The sequence below is a fragment of the Kosakonia sp. H7A genome, from assembly GCF_003028445.1.
Taxonomy (GTDB): domain Bacteria; phylum Pseudomonadota; class Gammaproteobacteria; order Enterobacterales; family Enterobacteriaceae; genus Kosakonia; species Kosakonia radicincitans.
The window spans coordinates 39,995-56,699 of record NZ_PYTZ01000006.1; the positions used below are offsets into that span (position 1 = coordinate 39,995).

Sequence of the window (16,705 nt, forward strand, 5' to 3'; positions counted from 1 at the left end):
AGCCCTTTACTCTGTACGCACAAAATAACCAAGGGGCTTAATTATGAGCACAACTGACGATTCATTCTCTGTTACCTCTGAATCGCTTGAGATTCAAAAGAAACCACTGAAAGAGAAATGGTGGCACATTATGGATACCTGGAAAATTGGGATTATTCCGCTGCCATTATTCCTGTTAGCCGGAGCATTAATTGCCGTCGACTGCCTGGGCGGTAAGTTACCGAGCGATATCGTGGTGATGGTGGCCACGCTGGCATTCTTCGGTTTTGCCTGCGGTGAGTTCGGCAAACGTCTGCCGATCGTCGGCAAACTGGGCGCGGCGGCCATTTGCGCCACCTTTATTCCGTCGGCGATGGTTTACTACGGCTTGCTGCCGGATGTGGTCGTGGAATCCACCACCAAGTTCTACAAATCCACCAACATTCTTTATCTCTATATCTGCTGCATCATTGTCGGCAGCATCATGAGCATGAACCGCACCACGTTGATCCAGGGCTTCCTGCGTATTTTCTTCCCGATGCTGTGCGGCGAAATCGTCGGCATGCTGGTGGGGATGGGTGTGGGCCTGGCGCTCGGTATGGAGCCGTTCCAGATCTTCTTCTTTATCATTCTGCCGATTATGGCGGGTGGTGTCGGTGAAGGAGCGATCCCGCTCTCCATCGGTTACGCGACGCTGCTGCATATGGATCAGGGCGTTGCGCTCGGTCGCGTATTGCCGATGGTTATGCTCGGCGGCCTGACTGCCATCATCATCTCTGGCTGTCTGAATCAATTGGGGAAACGCTTCCCGCACCTGACCGGCGAAGGGCAGTTAATGCCGAATCGCAGCAACGGTGATGAACAGGCTCCGGCTGCACCGGCTTTCTCTGGTAAAACCGATGTCACCACTATCGCGGCTGGCGCGCTGCTGGCTGTGCTGCTGTACATGATCGGCATGCTCGGCCACAAGTTGATTGGCCTGCCTGCGCCGGTCGGTATGTTGTTTGTTGCCGTTCTGATCAAGCTGGCGCACGGTGTTTCTCCGCGTCTGCTGGAAGGCTCTCAGGTGGTATACAAATTCTTCCAGACCTCCGTTACCTATCCCATCCTCTTCGCCGTCGGTGTAGCTATCACGCCATGGGAAGAGCTGGTTCACGCGTTCACCATCGACAATCTGCTGGTGATCGTGAGTACCGTTTCCGCACTGGTTGCCACCGGCTTTTTCGTGGGCAAAAAGATCGGCATGCATCCTATTGATGTGGCCATCGTTTCCTGCTGCCAGAGCGGCCAGGGCGGTACAGGGGATGTTGCCATCCTGACGGCGGGTAACCGCATGAGCCTGATGCCGTTCGCGCAGATCGCTACCCGTATCGGCGGCGCGATCAACGTCTCGGTATCGCTGTTGGTGCTCGGCAATTTCCTCGTTTGATTCAAGTGTTACAGGAACTGATATGAAACTCGCAAGCTTTGTCCATCAGGGGATCCGGAGTTACGGCATCGTCAAGGCTGATGGCGTGATCAATCTGGGGCAGCGTCTGGGCGACCGTTACGGTGATTTGAAATCACTGCTCGCTGCCAACGCGCTGAATGAAGCGCAACAACTGAACGGTGAAACGCCAGATATCCGCTTCGACGACCTGCAATTTCTGCCGGTCATCGATAACCCGGCCAAAATTCTCTGCGTTGGCATGAACTACGCCGAAAAGCGCAAAGAGTTTGATCAGCACAACCCGGCGCCAACGCTGTTTGTTCGCTTTGCGGATTCGCAAACCGGCCATAACGCGCCGGTACTGAAGCCGCGCCACTCCAGTGAATTCGACTACGAAGGCGAGCTGGCCGTGATCATCGGCAAAGGTGGGGAGGATATCTCCCGTGAGGCGGCGTTAAGCCACGTTGCCGGTTACAGCTGCTACATGGATGGTTCGGCGCGCGACTGGCAGCACACCTGGTTTACCGCCGGGAAAAACTGGCGGCAGACCGGCGCGTTTGGCCCGTGGATGACGACGGCGGATGAGATCCCTGATCCGCATCAGTTAGCGATCCGTACCTGGCTGAATGGCCGCATGGTGCAGGACGATAACACCGCCAGCATGATCCATAAGGTTGCCGAGCTTATTGAGTACATCAGTACCTTCACCAGCCTGACGCCGGGCGATGTCATCATCACCGGCTCGCCGGGGGGCGTCGGCAAAAAACGCAACCCGCCGCTGTTTATGAAAGCGGGCGATCGCATCGAAGTGGAGATCGAGAATATCGGTCACCTCAGTAATGTGATTATTGATGCGCCAGCGCCAGCCCATTCGCTGACGGCGGCACACTAAGGACGAAGGCAACACCATGCAGGCACGACCCTCCATCGACTTCCGCGTGGCGGAAGTCAACGGCAATACTCAACGGCTGGCCTCAGTCCGCACGTTGCTCGCAGACAGCGGATTAGGCATGGACAGTGACATCACCACCTTCGTTGAAGCCTGGTCGGGAAACCGGCTGGTGGGTTGTGCGGGCCTGGCCGCCAACGTCATCAAGTGTGTTGCAGTGGATGAACAACTGCGCGGCGAGAATCTCAGTGCGCGCCTGCTGGCGGAGGTTTCCCATCTGGCGCTGGCGCGGGGACATTTTCATCTGTTCCTCTGCACGCGCCCCTGCAACCTGGAACGTTTTCGCCACAGCGGCTTCTGGCCGGTGGCGCAAAGCGGCAACAACGCGGTGCTGATGGAGAATACCCCGTCGGGGATTCAGCGTTACTGCCGCACGTTGCAGGTCGATCGCATGCCGGGCAAACGCACCGGCGCGATTGTGATGAATGCCAATCCCTTTACGCTGGGGCACCGCCACCTGGTGGAGCAGGCCGCACAGGCCTGCGACTGGCTGCACCTGTTCGTGGTACGCGAAGACGCCTCGTTCTTCCCCTTTGCCGCGCGGCTGAAGATGGTGAAAGCGGGCGTGGCGCATCTGCCGAACGTCATCGTTCACGAAGGCTCTCAGTACATTATTTCCCGCGCCACTTTCCCGGCTTATTTCCTGAAAGAGTCCGGCAAAGTGCAGCAGGCGTGGAGCGAAATAGACCTGTTGATTTTCCGTAACTACATCGCGCCGGCGCTGGGCATCACTCACCGCTTTATCGGCAGCGAACCTTTTTGCGACATCACCCGCCAGTACAACCAGACCATGCATCAGCTGCTGGCCGGGGCGGTGGAGGTGGTGGAGATCCCGCGCATTAAAGCGACCGGTAATGCCATCTCCGCGTCTGAAGTGCGCCGTTTACTGCAAACACACCAGTTTTCCCGTATTCGGGAAATTGTACCGGATACCACTTTCGCGCATCTCGAATCCCACTACAGCGCGGAAGCCGTTTAAAAATCAGGAATCAAAATATGAAAATTGTGAGGGAGGCGCTGGCCGGAACCATGGAGTCCAGCGACCTGATGGTGAAAATAGCCCCCGCCGAAGGCGAGCTGGAAGTCGTTGTTCACAGCGAGGTTATCAAGCAGTTTGGCGATCAGATCCGCAAGGTGGTGAACGACACGCTGCGGGCAATGGCGGTTCACCAGGGCTTGATCATCATTGAAGATAAAGGCGCGCTGGACTGCGTTATCCGCGCACGCTTACAGAGTGCGGTACTGCGCGCATCGGAAGGAATCGAGATCGACTGGGGGAAACTGCTATGAAAAAACTCCGTCGTAGCATGCTGTTTCTGCCGGGCGCTAACGCCGCCATGCTCTCCACCGCGTTTATCTATCGTCCGGATTCGATCATGTTCGATCTGGAAGACGCCGTCGCCCTGCGTGAAAAAGACACCGCGCGCCTGCTGGTGTTTCATGCCCTGCAACACCCGATGTACCAGGATATCGAAACCGTGGTGCGTATCAACCCGCTGAACACGCCGTTTGGCCTGCCGGATCTGGAAGCGGTCGTGCGTGCGGGTGTGGATGTGGTGCGCTTACCGAAAACGGATACCCCGGAAGATATCTACGAACTGGAGCGCCACCTCGAACGTATCGAGCTGGCCTGCGGACGTGAAGTGGGATCGACCCGTGTGATGGCGGCCATTGAATCAGCGATCGGCGTTATTAATGCCGTGGCGATTGCCCGCAGCTCTCAGCGCCTGATCGGTATTGCGCTGGCCGCTTTCGACTATGTGATGGATATGCAGACCGAACGCGGCGACGGCACCGAGCTGTTTTATGCCCGCTGCGCCGTGCTACATGCCGCGCGCGCTGCCGGTATCGATGCTTTCGATGTGGTGTGGTCAGACGTTAACGACGAAGCCGGATTCCTGCGCGAAGTCGAGTTGATCCGCAAAATGGGCTTCAACGGCAAGTCGCTGATAAACCCGCGGCAAATCGATCTGTTGCATAACGCCTATGCGCCAACGCAGCAGGAAGTGGACCACGCGCAGCGGGTTATTGAAGCGGCGGAAGAGGGTGAACGCAACGGGCTTGGCGTCGTCTCGCTGAACGGCAAAATGATCGACGCCCCGATTATTAATCACGCGCAGATGGTGCTGGAACGTGCGGCCGCGTCCGGCGTGCGTCGGTAAGGACAGAACAATGAATCAGACAGAGCTTCTTCACGTTAATTTTCCCCATCTGTGTGAATTAAAACCCTTCGACAGCGCTCATGCCGCCACGCCGTGGCTGGCGGACGTTAACAGCAAACACACGCGCAAACTCTGCGCCACGCTGGAAGACGCCATCGCCCGCAGCGGCCTGAAAGACGGGATGACCATTTCGTTCCACCACGCCTTTCGCGAAGGCGACCGGGTGATTAACAACGTTGTCGCCACGCTGGCGCGTCTGGGGTTTAAAAATCTGACGCTGGCTTCCAGTTCGCTGATGACCTGCAACGATGCGCTCATCGAACACATTGAGAGTGGCGTGATTACCCGCATTTACACCTCCGGCATGCGCGGCAGGCTGGCGGATGCCATCTCTCATGGCCTGATGGCGGAACCGGTACAAATTCACTCCCATGGCGGGCGCGTCAGACTGTTACAGGATGGCGAACTGAAGATTGACGTCGCCTTTCTTGGCGTACCCTGCAGCGATGAGTTTGGCAACGCCAACGGCACACAGGGGAAATCCTGCTGCGGTTCGCTGGGCTACGCGATGGTGGATGCGAAGTTCGCCCGTAAAGTGGTGCTGCTGACCGAAGCGCTGGTGCCGTTCCCGAATATGCCCGCCAGCCTCGGTCAGGATCAGGTGGATCTGATTGTGCAGGTGGAGAGCGTGGGCGATCCGGCAAAAATCAGCGTCGGCGCGGCGCGCGTCACCAGCAACCCGCGAGAACTGATGATCGCGCGCTATGCGGCGGATGTGATCGAGCACTCCGGCTATTTCAAAGATGGCTTTTCCATGCAGACCGGCTCCGGAGCCGCGGCGACGGCGGCGACCCGCTTTATGGAAGAGAAAATGGAGCGCCACGGAGTGAAGGCCAGTTTCGCGCTCGGCGGTATCACTGGCGGGCTGGTGGAGCTGCATGAGAAAGGGCTGATCGGCAAACTGCTGGATACGCAGTGTTTTGACGGCGAAGCGGCGGCATCGCTGCGCCGTAATCCGAATCACGTTGAGATCTCGACTGATGTCTATGCCAATCCTGGCGGCAAAGCGGCCAGCTGCGACCAGCTGGACGTGGTGATCCTCAGCGCGCTGGAGATCGACACGGAGTTTAACGTCAATGTGATTACCGGTTCAGACGGCGTGATGCGCGGCGCATCCGGTGGTCACTGCGATGTGGCGGCCGCGGCAAACCTGACCATTGTCGTGGCGCCGTTACTGCGCAGCCGTATTCCGACGGTGGTGAAACGCGTGACCACGCTGCTGACGCCAGGGGAAAGCATCGACGTGCTGGTGACGGACCACGGGATTGCGGTGAACCCGGCGCGTCCGGAAATCCGCGAACGCCTGCTGGCGGCGGGGCTGAAAATTGTTGATATCGAAGCACTGTATCAACGCGCCATCTCGCTGACCGGTGAACCTAAACCGATCGCCTTTACTGACCGTATTGTCGGGGTGATCCGCTACCGTGATGGCACCGTCATTGACGTTGTCCGTCAGGTTAAAGAGGAAAATGCATGACGACACTGACGCCCGTCCGGGCGGGCGTCAGCCTTGAAGCGCTGCTGGCGGCGAAAGACAGCCGTGCAGCGCGTCAGGCTGACTGGCTCGCTCACTATCAACAACCGGTCATTTCACTGACGCTGGTGACGCCCGGCGCGGTAAAAGACAGTATTCGCTATCGCAATACTATGGGAGTGGCGTTACAGGCCTGCGATCAACTGCTGTGGCAGAACCGCTGGCAGGTGCTGGACCGGCAGGTACTGTGGCTGCCGACCGGCGCAGAAGCCCTGTGGTGTGTTGCGCATCCGGCGGTGGAAATCAAGGCGCAGTGCGTTGAGATGGAACAGACGCATCCGCTGGGACGTCTGTGGGACTTTGATGTGCTGTGCCCGCAGGCGGGACAGGTTGGACGACATTCACTGGATCTGACTACCCGCCGTTGCCTGGTGTGCGATGAGCCGGCGCACGGTTGCGCGCGTTCGCGCCGCCACCCGGTGGATGAAGTGGTTGCCCGCGTGGAGAAACTGATTGATGGCTGGTTTGCCCGCGACTGAATCCGTGGTTATCAGCGTACCGGAGCTTGCTGCCCGGGCGCTGCGCCTCGAACTGGATCTCACGCCGAAACCGGGGCTGGTGGACCGGGCGAACAACGGCTCGCACCAGGATATGGATCATGCGCTGTTTTTACGCAGCATTGCGGCCATCACGCCATGGTTTTCCGTCTTTGAACAGGCCGGGCGTGAACATGCCCACAAGGCGGCAGGAGTCCAGTTGCGCCTGCTGCGCCCGGCGGGCATTGCGTGCGAACAGGCGATGTTTGCTGCCACCGGCGGGGTGAATACCCACAAAGGCGGGATTTTTTCGCTGGGTCTGCTCTGTTTTGCCGCCGGACGACTGCAGGGACAACGCCAGCCGCTGCAGGCCGAAACGTTGTGTCGGCAGGTCAGTGAAATCTGTCGCGGGCTGGTGGCGCGTGAACTGGCGGCCCGGCCGCAGGCGGTGACGGCCGGTGAGAGGCAGTTTCTGGAGTATGGACTGACCGGGGCGCGTGGCGAGGCCGAACAGGGTTTTGCCACCGTGCGCCGTGCGGTGCTGCCGTACTGGCATCAGGAGCAGGGCGAACGGCGCCTGCAGCATGCGTTATTGCGCCTGATGGCGGCAAACCCGGACAGCAATCTGGTGTCGCGCGGCGGCATTGCCGGGCTGCGCTATGTGCAGGATTATGCGGCGACTTTACTGGCGGTCGGCTGGGATAACGATGCGTTGTCTGAAATGGACAGGGCGCTGATGGCCCGGCGCTTAAGCCCCGGCGGCAGTGCCGATTTGCTGGCGGTTGCGTACGTGTTGGCGCAACTTCCATAGCGCAGTATCGGGCGGCATTATTCATCCGGGCTTTTCCAGGGCAGATAAGTCGGTTGAGATAGCGGATGCAACCATTGCCGGATGGCACTGGATTATCCGGTCTGTAGATTTGCCCGGCAGGAACTGGCCGAAGATGTGGAAAAAGGCATAAAAAACCCGGCGCTCAGGCCGGGTTTTTTGTCTTACGCTTTCTGGGCGACTGCCGCAGGTTCGCGCACATGTTTGTATTTAAACAGTGTCACGAAGGCAAAAGCCAGTACCAGCGAATAACCGGCAAAAATCAGCCATACGGTTTTCCAGTCGGTAACGCCTGCGGTGGTGTAGATCTCTACCACTTTACCGCTGGCCATACCGCCGAGGATACAGCCGAAGCCGTTGGTCATCATCAGCAGCATACCCTGTGCACTGGCGCGGATCGCCGGGTTTACCTCTTTCTCAACGAACACCGAACCGGAGATGTTGAAGAAGTCGAATGCGCAGCCGTAGACAATCATCGACAGCACCAGCAGCACGGTACCGAACGGTGTCGGGTCGCCATAGGCGAACAGACCAAAACGCAGAACCCAGGCGAAGATACTGATCATCATTACGTTCTTGATGCCGTAGCGGCTCATAAAGAACGGAATCGCGAGGATGAAGACAGTTTCGGAAATCTGCGAAATAGACATCATCACTGACGCATGGGTCACGATGAAGCTATTCGCAAACAGCGGGTTGGCATCGAAGCTGTGCAGGAAGGTGTTGCCGAACATGTTGGTGATCTGCAACTCTGCGCCCAGCATCATCGAGAAGATGAAGAAGATCGCCATGCGCTTGTTTTTAAACAGCGCGAAAGCGTTCAGGCCCAGCATTTCCACCCAGGTCTGTTTCTCGGTGCTTTTCGCAACCGGCATGTGCGGCAACGTCAGGGAGAACAGGCTCAGCACCAGCGACAGCACAGCACCGATATAGAGCTGCATATGGCTCAGTTCGAAGCCGGAGAAGCTCACCACCCACATCGCCAGGATAAAGCCAATGGTGCCCCAGATACGGATTGGCGGGAAATCGGTAACGATATCGTGCCCGGCGGATTTCAGGCGGAAGTAAGAGATGGTGTTTACCAGGCTCAGCGTTGGCATATAGGCCAGCGAGTTGAGCAGAATAATGGCAAACATCGCGCCCGGCGTGGTAACACCTGCGGCAATAAACAGGGTGATCGCACCGACCAGGTGGCACAGAGCATAAACCCATTTCGCGCTCAGCCATTTGTCGGCAATGATACCGAGCAGCGGCGGCATCAGCAGCGAGGCAATGCCCAGCGAACTATATACCGCACCAATGGATGCACCATCAAATTTCAGCGTGACGAACATATACGAGCCAAGCGTCGTCAGCCAGCTTCCCCACAGGCAGAACTGCAGAAAGATAATGACTTTCAGCTGCAGCTTAAGATTCATGCTAATTTCCTCACAAAGGAGACGGACAGATGTTGGAATGGGCACAATTAATATTGTTATGTGTCAGGATTCTATCATCACCTGGGTGGCGAATTTGTTATGCCCGACATAAAAATGCAAACTTCCTCTGATTGCATTTACATATGGTGACGGATATCACACTTTAGCGCAACCGTTTGCATCACGCAGATGAATACCTTATGCCTCTTTCGCACAAATGCACGAAAGAGGCACAAGATCAGTTGCGACGCCAGGTCTTCTGAGCCGAATTGACTTTATAGAGGTAGCGGCGGGATTCCGCCGACGGATGGCGGGTGGTCAGTGTCTGGTAAACATCACCTGGAGTCATGGTGTTGATGATATTGGCGGCCTGCATCTTATCGCTGGAAAAGACGCGAAGTACGCTGCCCGCACCACCGTTATAGGCGGTGATCACTGCATAACGCCGGGATGTCGGGTTACTGATGCCGGAGAGATAAACATTATTCAGCATCGCCAGATATGCGGTGCCGATATCAATATTGCTCTGCGGATCGAACAGATAGCTGCGATCTGGCGTACCGGATCTGCCCTGGGCGCGGAAGACATCTTTCCCGGCGCTGTGCTGTACCACCTGCATCAGGCCCAGCGCGTCAGAGCGGCTAACCGCGTACGGGTTAAACGACGACTCCGTCTGCATAATCGCCAGAATCAGCGACTCATCGACGCCATATTTCCGCGAGGCCTGGCGTACCATACCGATATATTTATGCGCACGTTTGTCCAGATGATTCGGCACCAGATTGATCGTCACACTATAGATAACGCGTAAGCCGTTACTGCGTTTTTTCAGCCGGGTTTGCAGCAGGTAATCCGCAAAGTGCGCCGCGCGCCACTCCCAGCGGATCGCTTCACCGTTGTTATCCAGCACCTGGCCGTAAAGGAACGGTTCTTTGGAGATCGGGATATCATCGGTATCAGAATAGAGGTCGATAGATCCGGGATCGTCGCCCATCAGCAGGGTTTTGATAATCGCCTGGCGCAGATGTGCAGCCGGATCGGTGCCGGAGATCGTTTCGATGGTGATGGTACCTGCATCAAAGTTGATGTGGCTGCGAGTCTGGTACTGGTCGGTGTATTTAACGTAGTCCTTCGGCCCGGCGATCAGGACTTCGTTAAATCCCCAAAGATTCTCAATGTTGTGGGCGAACTGCCCCATCAAAATATCAAAACCGTTAGTGTCTTTAATCCAGGCTTCGTTATAGGCTTCGCCCGATTTGTTAGAGCTGGAACAAGAAATCAGTAACGGCGCGATCATCACTAGCGCTAAAAATTTTTTCATCATTCCGGATGCAATTGTGTTTGGGGAAAACGCGCCTGTGACGCCCGGGCGCTGGCAATATCTCCCTGTTTCGCGACATTGCCAGCCGTGCAGGTATTTAGCCGCTTATTTTTTCTCTTGCGGCGTATAGCCTTCGATATGCACGTCTTTACCTTCAAACAGGAAATTCACCATCTCCTGTTCCAGCAGTTTGCGGTGCTCGGTATTCATCATGTTGAGCTTTTTCTCGTTAATCAGCATGGTTTGCTTCTGCTGCCACTGCTTCCAGGCCTCTTTCGAGATCTCGTTATAAATGCGTTTACCCAGATCGCCCGGATAGAGCTGGAAGTCTTGTCCCTCTGCTTCGCGTTGCAGGAAGGTACAAAAAATGGTTCTGCTCATAAAAAATCCTCTCTACTTGCGCGCCGTGCTACTTCGCTTCGGCGCGTAATTGCTGTATCAGGCGTTCCACTGGAGCCGCCAGACCGACGGATGGCGGCTGCGCCAAGTTATACCAGAGACCCGCGCCATCATCCATGCAGGATGAGAACGAGGACACGCCAAGCCACATAGGCACAATATCCAGATGGAAATGGCTGAAGGTATGGCGGAACGCCACAAGCTGGCTGAGATTATCGGCGCTAATGTTCCTCTGCGCCAGCCAGTCGCGCAGACCCGCTTCATCGCTGAACTGCGGGAAACAGAACAGACCGCCCCACAGCCCGCTGGGCGGGCGCTGTTCGAGATAAACCTCGCCTTCATGCTGCATCAGCAGGAAATAGCCGCTGCGTTCAGGCAGCGTCTGTTTGGGTTTTTTACCGGGATATTGTGCCCACGACTGCGCCGCTTTTGCTTCGCAGCCGGTTTGCAACGGGCACAATTCGCACTTCGGTCTGGAACGTGTACAGACGATAGCACCGAGATCCATCATCGCCTGGTTAAAGCGCTCCACCCCTTTTGCCGGTGTGACTTCAGTGCTGATATCCCACAGCCGCTTTTCCACCTCTTTTTTACCCGGCCAGCCCGTAACGGCGTAGCAGCGTGCCAGCACACGTTTAACGTTACCGTCGAGGATGGGAAAATGTTTACCCAGCGACAGTGAGAGGATCGCGCCTGCAGTGGAACGGCCAACGCCAGGAAGCGCGGCCACTTCATCAAAGGTTTCCGGGAAACGACCGCCATGCAGGTTCGCCACCTGCTGTGCGGCTTTATGCAGATTGCGGGCGCGGGCGTAGTAGCCGAGCCCGGTCCACAGATGCAGCACTTCATCCAGCGGAGCGTTTGCCAGATCGGTCACCGTCGGGAAACGGGCCATAAAACGCTGGAAATAAGGAATAACGGTTGCAACCTGCGTCTGTTGCAACATCACTTCCGACAGCCATACTTTGTAAGGCGTTTTTTCAATTTGCCAGGGCAGGGTTTTTCGCCCGTATTTATCGTACCAGTCCAGAACCTGGGCTGAAAATTGAGACGCTTGCATGGTCACCAGAATCGCGTTGTCAGGGGCGAAGATTGCAGCACAGAGGCGTTGGCCTGTAAACCGGAACTTTCCGGTGCTTGCATCATGCGATTAACTTTGGATAATGCCCGTTTCCTGAACACTCTCACGAGCAGATCATTTTATGAATAACGACGTCATTTCACCGGAATTTGATGAAAACGGCCGCCCATTGCGCCGGATTCGTAGCTTTGTCCGTCGCCAGGGCCGCCTGACCAAAGGGCAGCAGCACGCGCTGGAAAATTACTGGCCGGTGATGGGCGTTGAGTTCAGCGAACAGCCGCTGGATCTCGTCGCGCTGTTTGGTCGCACGGCGCCGGTGACGCTGGAAATTGGTTTCGGCATGGGCGCTTCGCTGGTGGAGATGGCGAAAATGCGTCCGGAGCAGAACTTCCTTGGTATTGAAGTGCACTCGCCGGGCGTCGGCGCTTGCCTCTCTTCTGCGCATGAAGAGGGCGTTGAGAACCTACGCGTGATGTGCCATGACGCGGTCGAAGTGCTGCATAAAATGATTCCTGACAATTCTTTAAATATGGTGCAGCTGTTTTTCCCTGACCCGTGGCATAAAGCGCGTCATAATAAACGCCGCATCGTTCAGGTACCGTTTGCTGAACTGGTGAAAAGCAAGCTCAAGCTGGGCGGCGTGTTCCATATGGCGACTGACTGGGAAGCCTATGCGCAACATATGCTTGAAGTGATGTCCTCTATCGACGGTTATAAAAACTTGTCGGCGACGAATGACTTTGTGCCGCGTCCGGATTCGCGTCCAGTGACTAAATTTGAACAGCGTGGCCACCGTCTTGGTCACGGCGTATGGGACTTAATGTTCGAGAGGGTGAAATAATGGCAACAAACCGCAGTCGTCGCTTGCGTAAAAAAATGCATATCGACGAGTTCCAGGAACTGGGTTTTTCCGTTGCATGGCGTTTTCCGGAAGGTACCAGCGAAGAGCAGATCGATAAAACCGTTGATGACTTTATTCAGGAAGTGATCGAGCCGAATAAGCTGGCGTTTGACGGCAGTGGTTATCTGGCCTGGGACGGTCTGATTTGTTTGCAGGAAATCGGTAAATGTACCGAAGAACATCAGGCCATTGTGCGTAAGTGGCTGGAAGACCGCAAACTGAGCGAGGTACGCATCAGCGAACTTTTCGACGTTTGGTGGGACTAATAAAGCATAAGGGGCCAGCATTAGCTGGCCCGTTTTGTCTCTACAGGAGTTTTTTATGATGCGCAAAACGCTGTTGGCGGCGGCTCTTACGGTTACCGCATTTGCGGCTCAGGCTGATTATCAATGTGGCGTGACGCCGCGTGACGATGTGATCATCAGCCCGCAAACCGTGCAGGTGAAAGGTGAGAACGGTAACCTGGTGATCACCCCGGACGGCAATGTCATGTTTAACGGCAAGCAACCTTCGCTAACCGCTGCGCAGCGCGAACAGGCGAAGGATTACCAGGCCGAATTGCGCAGTGCTCTGCCATGGATTGACGATGGCGCGCGCAGTCGCGTGGAGAAAAGCCGTGCAGCGCTGGATACGATCATTGTCAAACAGGTGGGAGAGAATAGCAGCATGCGCAACCGTCTGACCAGGCTGGATGCGCAACTGAAAGAGCAGATGAACCGCATTATTGAACATCGCAACGATGGCCTGACATTCCACTACAAAGCGATTGATGAAGTGCGCGCCAATGGTCAGCAACTGGTGAACCAGACAATGGGCGGCATTCTGCAGGACAGCATCAACGAAATGGGTGCTAAAGCCGTGCTGAAGAGCGGCGGTAATCCGCTACAGAGCGTGCTGGGGAGCCTCGGCGGTTTACAGACGGCTATTCAGGATGAGTGGAAAAACCAGGAAGCGGATTTTCAGCAGTTTGGCAAAGATGTGTGTAAGCGCGTCGTCTCGCTGGAAGAAAACCGCAAAGCGTTGACCGCCGGATTGAAGTGATCCGCTCTTATAGTTTTTTATTTTCGGAATAGTCAAATAAAGCCCGGCTATATTAGTCGGGCTTATTATTTTACCCGCTATATTATATCTCTGGAATCCTTTCAAGCCGCCTTATGATATTAATTAAGGTAGGTTGACAGGAGCTTTTATTAATGTGATTGAAATATAGAGAATTAATTTACTTTAAGAACTCTCTTATTGATGATAGTATCGAATTTCAAATCATGGACTCGATACTTACTTGTATGACATCACTACATATTCAATCGAAAAATGACGCCTCAATCTATGAAGATTTTCCTGAGCGGTACAAAAATACCGAGCTTGATCTGCTCGGTTTAATTAGTACCTTGTGGGAAAGTAAGCGAATCATTATCTCGACTATTCTGATGTTTTCTCTGGTCGGATTCTTCATTAGTGCGTTATTAACGCCAAAATGGACCAGCCAGGCAGAAATCACGCCAGCAGAAAAACCGCAATGGAGCCAGCTGCAAAAGACCCTTTCTACTTTGCAGGTTCTCGACGTTAAACCTTCTCTTGATAAGGTTGAAGTATTTAACCTGTTCCTGAAAAAGTTTAATTCTGAGTCGCTGCGTGAAGAGTTCCTGGCATCGTCTCCGCTGGTGGCCGGCAAGCTGATGGCTTCTAATCCCGATGCTGAAGAGTTACGCCGCGGCATTGTACTGCTGTCCGGGAAGATCAAGGCGGTCAATAACACGCCGGTGAAAAGCGCCGATAACGTGCCTTACCAGTCCTGGACATTAAGCTTCACCGCCCCGACGGCTGGCGAGGCTAAGGAAATTCTTAACAGCTACATCAATTATATTTCTGCGTTGGTTGTTAAAGAAACATTAGATTATCTGCGCGAAGAAGTGGATTTAAAAAAGGATACGGAGAGGGAGTCGCTGGCGATGGAGCGTGAGCGGATGAATACGCTGCATGACACCAAGTTGAAGCGCCTAAATTACTCGCTGGAAGTGGCAAATGCTGCCGGTATTAAGCGTCCTGTTTACAGTAATGGGCAATCCGTACAGGATGACCCGGATTATTCCATCGCTCTGGGGGCTGATGGCATTGCTGAAAAGCTTAAAATCGAACAGTCAATTGTCGATGTTACCCGGCTTAATGCGGATTTCCGTTATCGTGAACATCGCCTGGCGGAACTGGAAAAACTGGATATTAAAGATATCACCTTTACGCCGTTTAAATATCAGCTTTCCCCGTCTTTACCTACCAAAAAAGAGGGGGCGGGTCGGGTTTTATTTATTATTTTAGCGGCGCTGTGTGGTGGGGTTATTGCCAGTGCTGTGGTATTAGTTCGACACGCTTTGCAGCAACGGAATCATTAATCTTTCTGTAGTACTTTGGCCCTCTGCGTTCCGCGCAGAGGGCCAAAGTCTTTATTCAGTCAGAAACAACTCAAGCAGAGAATTGAGAAACAGCTTACCGTGTTCGGTTATTTGCCAGTACGTGTCACATTCATTCAAATAATTTAATGCCAGCGCCTGCTCGATCTGCGGGCGTATCGTACTTTCATCCAGCCCGGTGTAGCGGGTGAATTCAGCGCGTGGCGCAGGCTCCAGCAGGCGAAAGCGATTCATAAAGAATTCGAACGGTTTATCCTGCGCTTCAACATCATGCTGCTTATCAAGGTATTTTCCCTGCATATACCCACGCGGATGGCGGGTTTTCGCCGTGCGCAGGATGCGCCCATCCGGAAAAGTGACTTTACCGTGCGCGCCGCAACCAATACCCAGGTAATCACCAAAGCGCCAGTAGTTGAGGTTATGCTGACACTGATAACCCGGTTTCGCATAGGCTGAGGTTTCATACTGCTGATAGCCGGCCGCGGTAAGGATCTGGTGTCCCTGCTCGAAAATATCCCACAGCGCATCGTCATCCGGCAGCACCGGTGGGCGCGAGCCAAACAGCGTATTGGGTTCGATAGTCAGTTGATACCACGACAGGTGCGGTGGGTTAAGTTCGATGGCCTGACGCAGATCGTCCAGCGCCTCTTCCAGCGACTGATCCGGCAGGCCGTGCATCAAATCGAGATTAAAGCTGCGCAACCCCAGCCCGCTTGCCAGCTTTGCCGCGCGTTTCGCTTCCTCCGGACCGTGAATTCGCCCGAGCCGCTGAAGCTTGGTTTCACTGAAGCTTTGTACGCCGATGGAGATACGGTTCACGCCCGCACGCTGGTAATCGACAAAACGGTCGGCTTCCACGGTGCCTGGGTTGGCTTCCATGGTAATTTCCGCATCGGCCGCCATCGGCAGCCGGGCGCGCACGCCATCCAGCAGCGTTTGCATCGCCGGGCCGGACAGCAGGCTCGGTGTGCCGCCACCAATAAAGATGGTCTTTATTTCACGTCCCTGCGCCCGGGGCGCGTCAGCATCGAGGTCGTTCAGCAGATGCTGAACGTAATCGTCGTGCGGCACTTCGCCCTTCAGCGCGTGCGAGTTGAAGTCGCAGTACGGGCATTTCTGCACGCACCAGGGAATATGGATATAAAGGCTCAAAGGTGGCAAATCAGCCATTACGCAGTGCTTCCAGTAACAATTTTAACGCCTGACCGCGATGGGAAATGGCGCTTTTCTCTTCGCGAGTAAGTTCCGCAGCGGTTTTACCCCTGGAAGGAACAAAGAAAATCGGATCGTAGCCAAAACCGCCGCTGCCAGCCGGTTGCTGCGCGATAACGCCTGACCAGCTACCGTGACATACCAGCGGCGTCGGATCGTTCGCATGACGCATATAGACCAGCACACAGTGGAACTGTGCGGTACGTTGTTCATCCGGGACCGATTTCAGCGCATCGAGCAGCTTTTCCAGATTCTGCTGATCGGTTGCATCCACGCCGGAATAGCGCGCCGAATAGATCCCCGGGGCGCCCTGCAATGCATCAACCGCCAGGCCGGAATCGTCAGCGATGGCGGGCAAACCGGTAACCTGCGCCGCGTGGCGAGCTTTGAGGATGGCGTTCTCAATAAACGTCAGCCCGGTCTCTTCTGCGGACTCAACGCCCAGTTCAGTTTGTGCGACCACGTCGAGGCCGAAATCATTCAATAGCGAGGCAAGCTCGCGCACTTTACCGGCATTACCGGTCGCGAGGACAACTTTTTGCATAGT

General features: G+C 55.2%; 18 protein-coding genes. 12 read left to right on the top strand and 6 right to left on the bottom strand.

The annotated features are described in order from the left end of the window. The first annotated feature begins 43 nt into the window (after positions 1-43). The 8 genes from CWM66_RS18925 to citG are packed head-to-tail and all read left to right on the top strand — an operon-like array spanning position 44 to position 7,400. Complete coding sequence (locus CWM66_RS18925; RefSeq protein ID WP_035889290.1) at positions 44-1,408, top strand: 2-hydroxycarboxylate transporter family protein; 1,365 nt, start codon at positions 44-46, stop codon at positions 1,406-1,408. Positions 1,409-1,430: 22 nt separating this feature from the next. After that, complete coding sequence (locus CWM66_RS18930; protein ID WP_043956596.1) at positions 1,431-2,300, top strand: fumarylacetoacetate hydrolase family protein; 870 nt, start codon at positions 1,431-1,433, stop codon at positions 2,298-2,300. A gap of 16 nt (positions 2,301-2,316) precedes the next feature. Beyond that, positions 2,317-3,336 carry a [citrate (pro-3S)-lyase] ligase gene (gene citC, locus CWM66_RS18935; protein ID WP_072439411.1) on the top strand — a complete coding sequence of 340 codons (1,020 nt, stop codon included), beginning with the start codon at positions 2,317-2,319 and terminating at the stop codon, positions 3,334-3,336. Between the two features lie 17 nt (positions 3,337-3,353). Then, on the top strand, positions 3,354-3,647 hold the full coding sequence (gene citD / locus CWM66_RS18940) for a citrate lyase acyl carrier protein (protein ID WP_079517349.1): 294 nt from the start codon (positions 3,354-3,356) through the stop codon (positions 3,645-3,647). Beyond that, a complete protein-coding gene (citE, locus tag CWM66_RS18945; RefSeq protein WP_007370187.1) occupies positions 3,644-4,519 on the top strand; it encodes a citrate (pro-3S)-lyase subunit beta in 876 nt (291 codons plus the stop codon). Before citD ends, citE begins: the two co-directional genes overlap by 4 nt. A 10-nt stretch (positions 4,520-4,529) precedes the next feature. Continuing rightward, positions 4,530-6,056, top strand: a complete 1,527-nt coding sequence (gene citF, locus CWM66_RS18950; protein WP_107147082.1) for a citrate lyase subunit alpha — start codon at positions 4,530-4,532, stop codon at positions 6,054-6,056. After that, complete coding sequence (gene citX / locus CWM66_RS18955; protein ID WP_007370189.1) at positions 6,053-6,592, top strand: citrate lyase holo-[acyl-carrier protein] synthase; 540 nt, start codon at positions 6,053-6,055, stop codon at positions 6,590-6,592. The genes citF and citX overlap by 4 nt, the downstream gene beginning before the upstream one ends. Next, positions 6,570-7,400 (top strand): triphosphoribosyl-dephospho-CoA synthase CitG, encoded by an 831-nt coding sequence (gene citG / locus CWM66_RS18960; protein ID WP_107147083.1) that lies wholly within the window; start codon positions 6,570-6,572, stop codon positions 7,398-7,400. The genes citX and citG overlap by 23 nt, the downstream gene beginning before the upstream one ends. A gap of 182 nt (positions 7,401-7,582) precedes the next feature. On the opposite strand, the gene CWM66_RS18965 is transcribed toward citG, so the two are convergent. The 4 genes from CWM66_RS18965 to mutY form a co-directional block, all read right to left on the bottom strand. After that, complete coding sequence (locus tag CWM66_RS18965; protein WP_007370191.1) at positions 7,583-8,836, bottom strand: nucleoside permease; 1,254 nt, start codon at positions 8,834-8,836, stop codon at positions 7,583-7,585. A gap of 238 nt (positions 8,837-9,074) precedes the next feature. After that, on the bottom strand, positions 9,075-10,157 hold the full coding sequence (gene mltC, locus CWM66_RS18970; protein ID WP_107147140.1) for a membrane-bound lytic murein transglycosylase MltC: 1,083 nt from the start codon (positions 10,155-10,157) through the stop codon (positions 9,075-9,077). Between the two features lie 105 nt (positions 10,158-10,262). Further along, positions 10,263-10,538: an oxidative damage protection protein gene (locus CWM66_RS18975; protein WP_007370193.1), complete on the bottom strand. Its 276-nt coding sequence runs from the start codon at positions 10,536-10,538 to the stop codon at positions 10,263-10,265. Between the two features lie 28 nt (positions 10,539-10,566). Then, positions 10,567-11,616 (bottom strand): A/G-specific adenine glycosylase, encoded by a 1,050-nt coding sequence (mutY, locus tag CWM66_RS18980; RefSeq protein WP_090397822.1) that lies wholly within the window; start codon positions 11,614-11,616, stop codon positions 10,567-10,569. Between the two features lie 142 nt (positions 11,617-11,758). On the opposite strand from mutY, the gene trmB reads away from it, so the two are divergent. The 4 genes from trmB to wzz(fepE) all read left to right on the top strand — a co-directional run bounded on the left by trmB (position 11,759) and on the right by wzz(fepE) (position 14,928). Continuing rightward, positions 11,759-12,478 carry a tRNA (guanosine(46)-N7)-methyltransferase TrmB gene (gene trmB, locus CWM66_RS18985; RefSeq protein ID WP_007370196.1) on the top strand — a complete coding sequence of 240 codons (720 nt, stop codon included), beginning with the start codon at positions 11,759-11,761 and terminating at the stop codon, positions 12,476-12,478. Continuing rightward, positions 12,478-12,804 carry a YggL family protein gene (locus CWM66_RS18990; protein ID WP_007370197.1) on the top strand — a complete coding sequence of 109 codons (327 nt, stop codon included), beginning with the start codon at positions 12,478-12,480 and terminating at the stop codon, positions 12,802-12,804. Before trmB ends, CWM66_RS18990 begins: the two co-directional genes overlap by 1 nt. A 55-nt stretch (positions 12,805-12,859) precedes the next feature. Beyond that, positions 12,860-13,579, top strand: coding sequence for a DUF2884 domain-containing protein (locus CWM66_RS18995; RefSeq protein ID WP_007370198.1), 720 nt, complete (start codon positions 12,860-12,862; stop codon positions 13,577-13,579). A 245-nt stretch (positions 13,580-13,824) separates the two neighbouring features. Next, positions 13,825-14,928 (top strand): LPS O-antigen length regulator Wzz(fepE), encoded by a 1,104-nt coding sequence (gene wzz(fepE), locus CWM66_RS19000; RefSeq protein WP_007370199.1) that lies wholly within the window; start codon positions 13,825-13,827, stop codon positions 14,926-14,928. A 51-nt stretch (positions 14,929-14,979) separates the two neighbouring features. On the opposite strand, the gene hemW is transcribed toward wzz(fepE), so the two are convergent. Beyond that, entirely contained in the window at positions 14,980-16,116 is a 1,137-nt protein-coding gene (hemW, locus tag CWM66_RS19005) for a radical SAM family heme chaperone HemW (protein ID WP_007370200.1), read from the bottom strand. Then, positions 16,109-16,702: an XTP/dITP diphosphatase gene (locus CWM66_RS19010; RefSeq protein WP_007370201.1), complete on the bottom strand. Its 594-nt coding sequence runs from the start codon at positions 16,700-16,702 to the stop codon at positions 16,109-16,111. Before CWM66_RS19010 ends, hemW begins: the two co-directional genes overlap by 8 nt. Positions 16,703-16,705 lie beyond the last annotated feature (3 nt).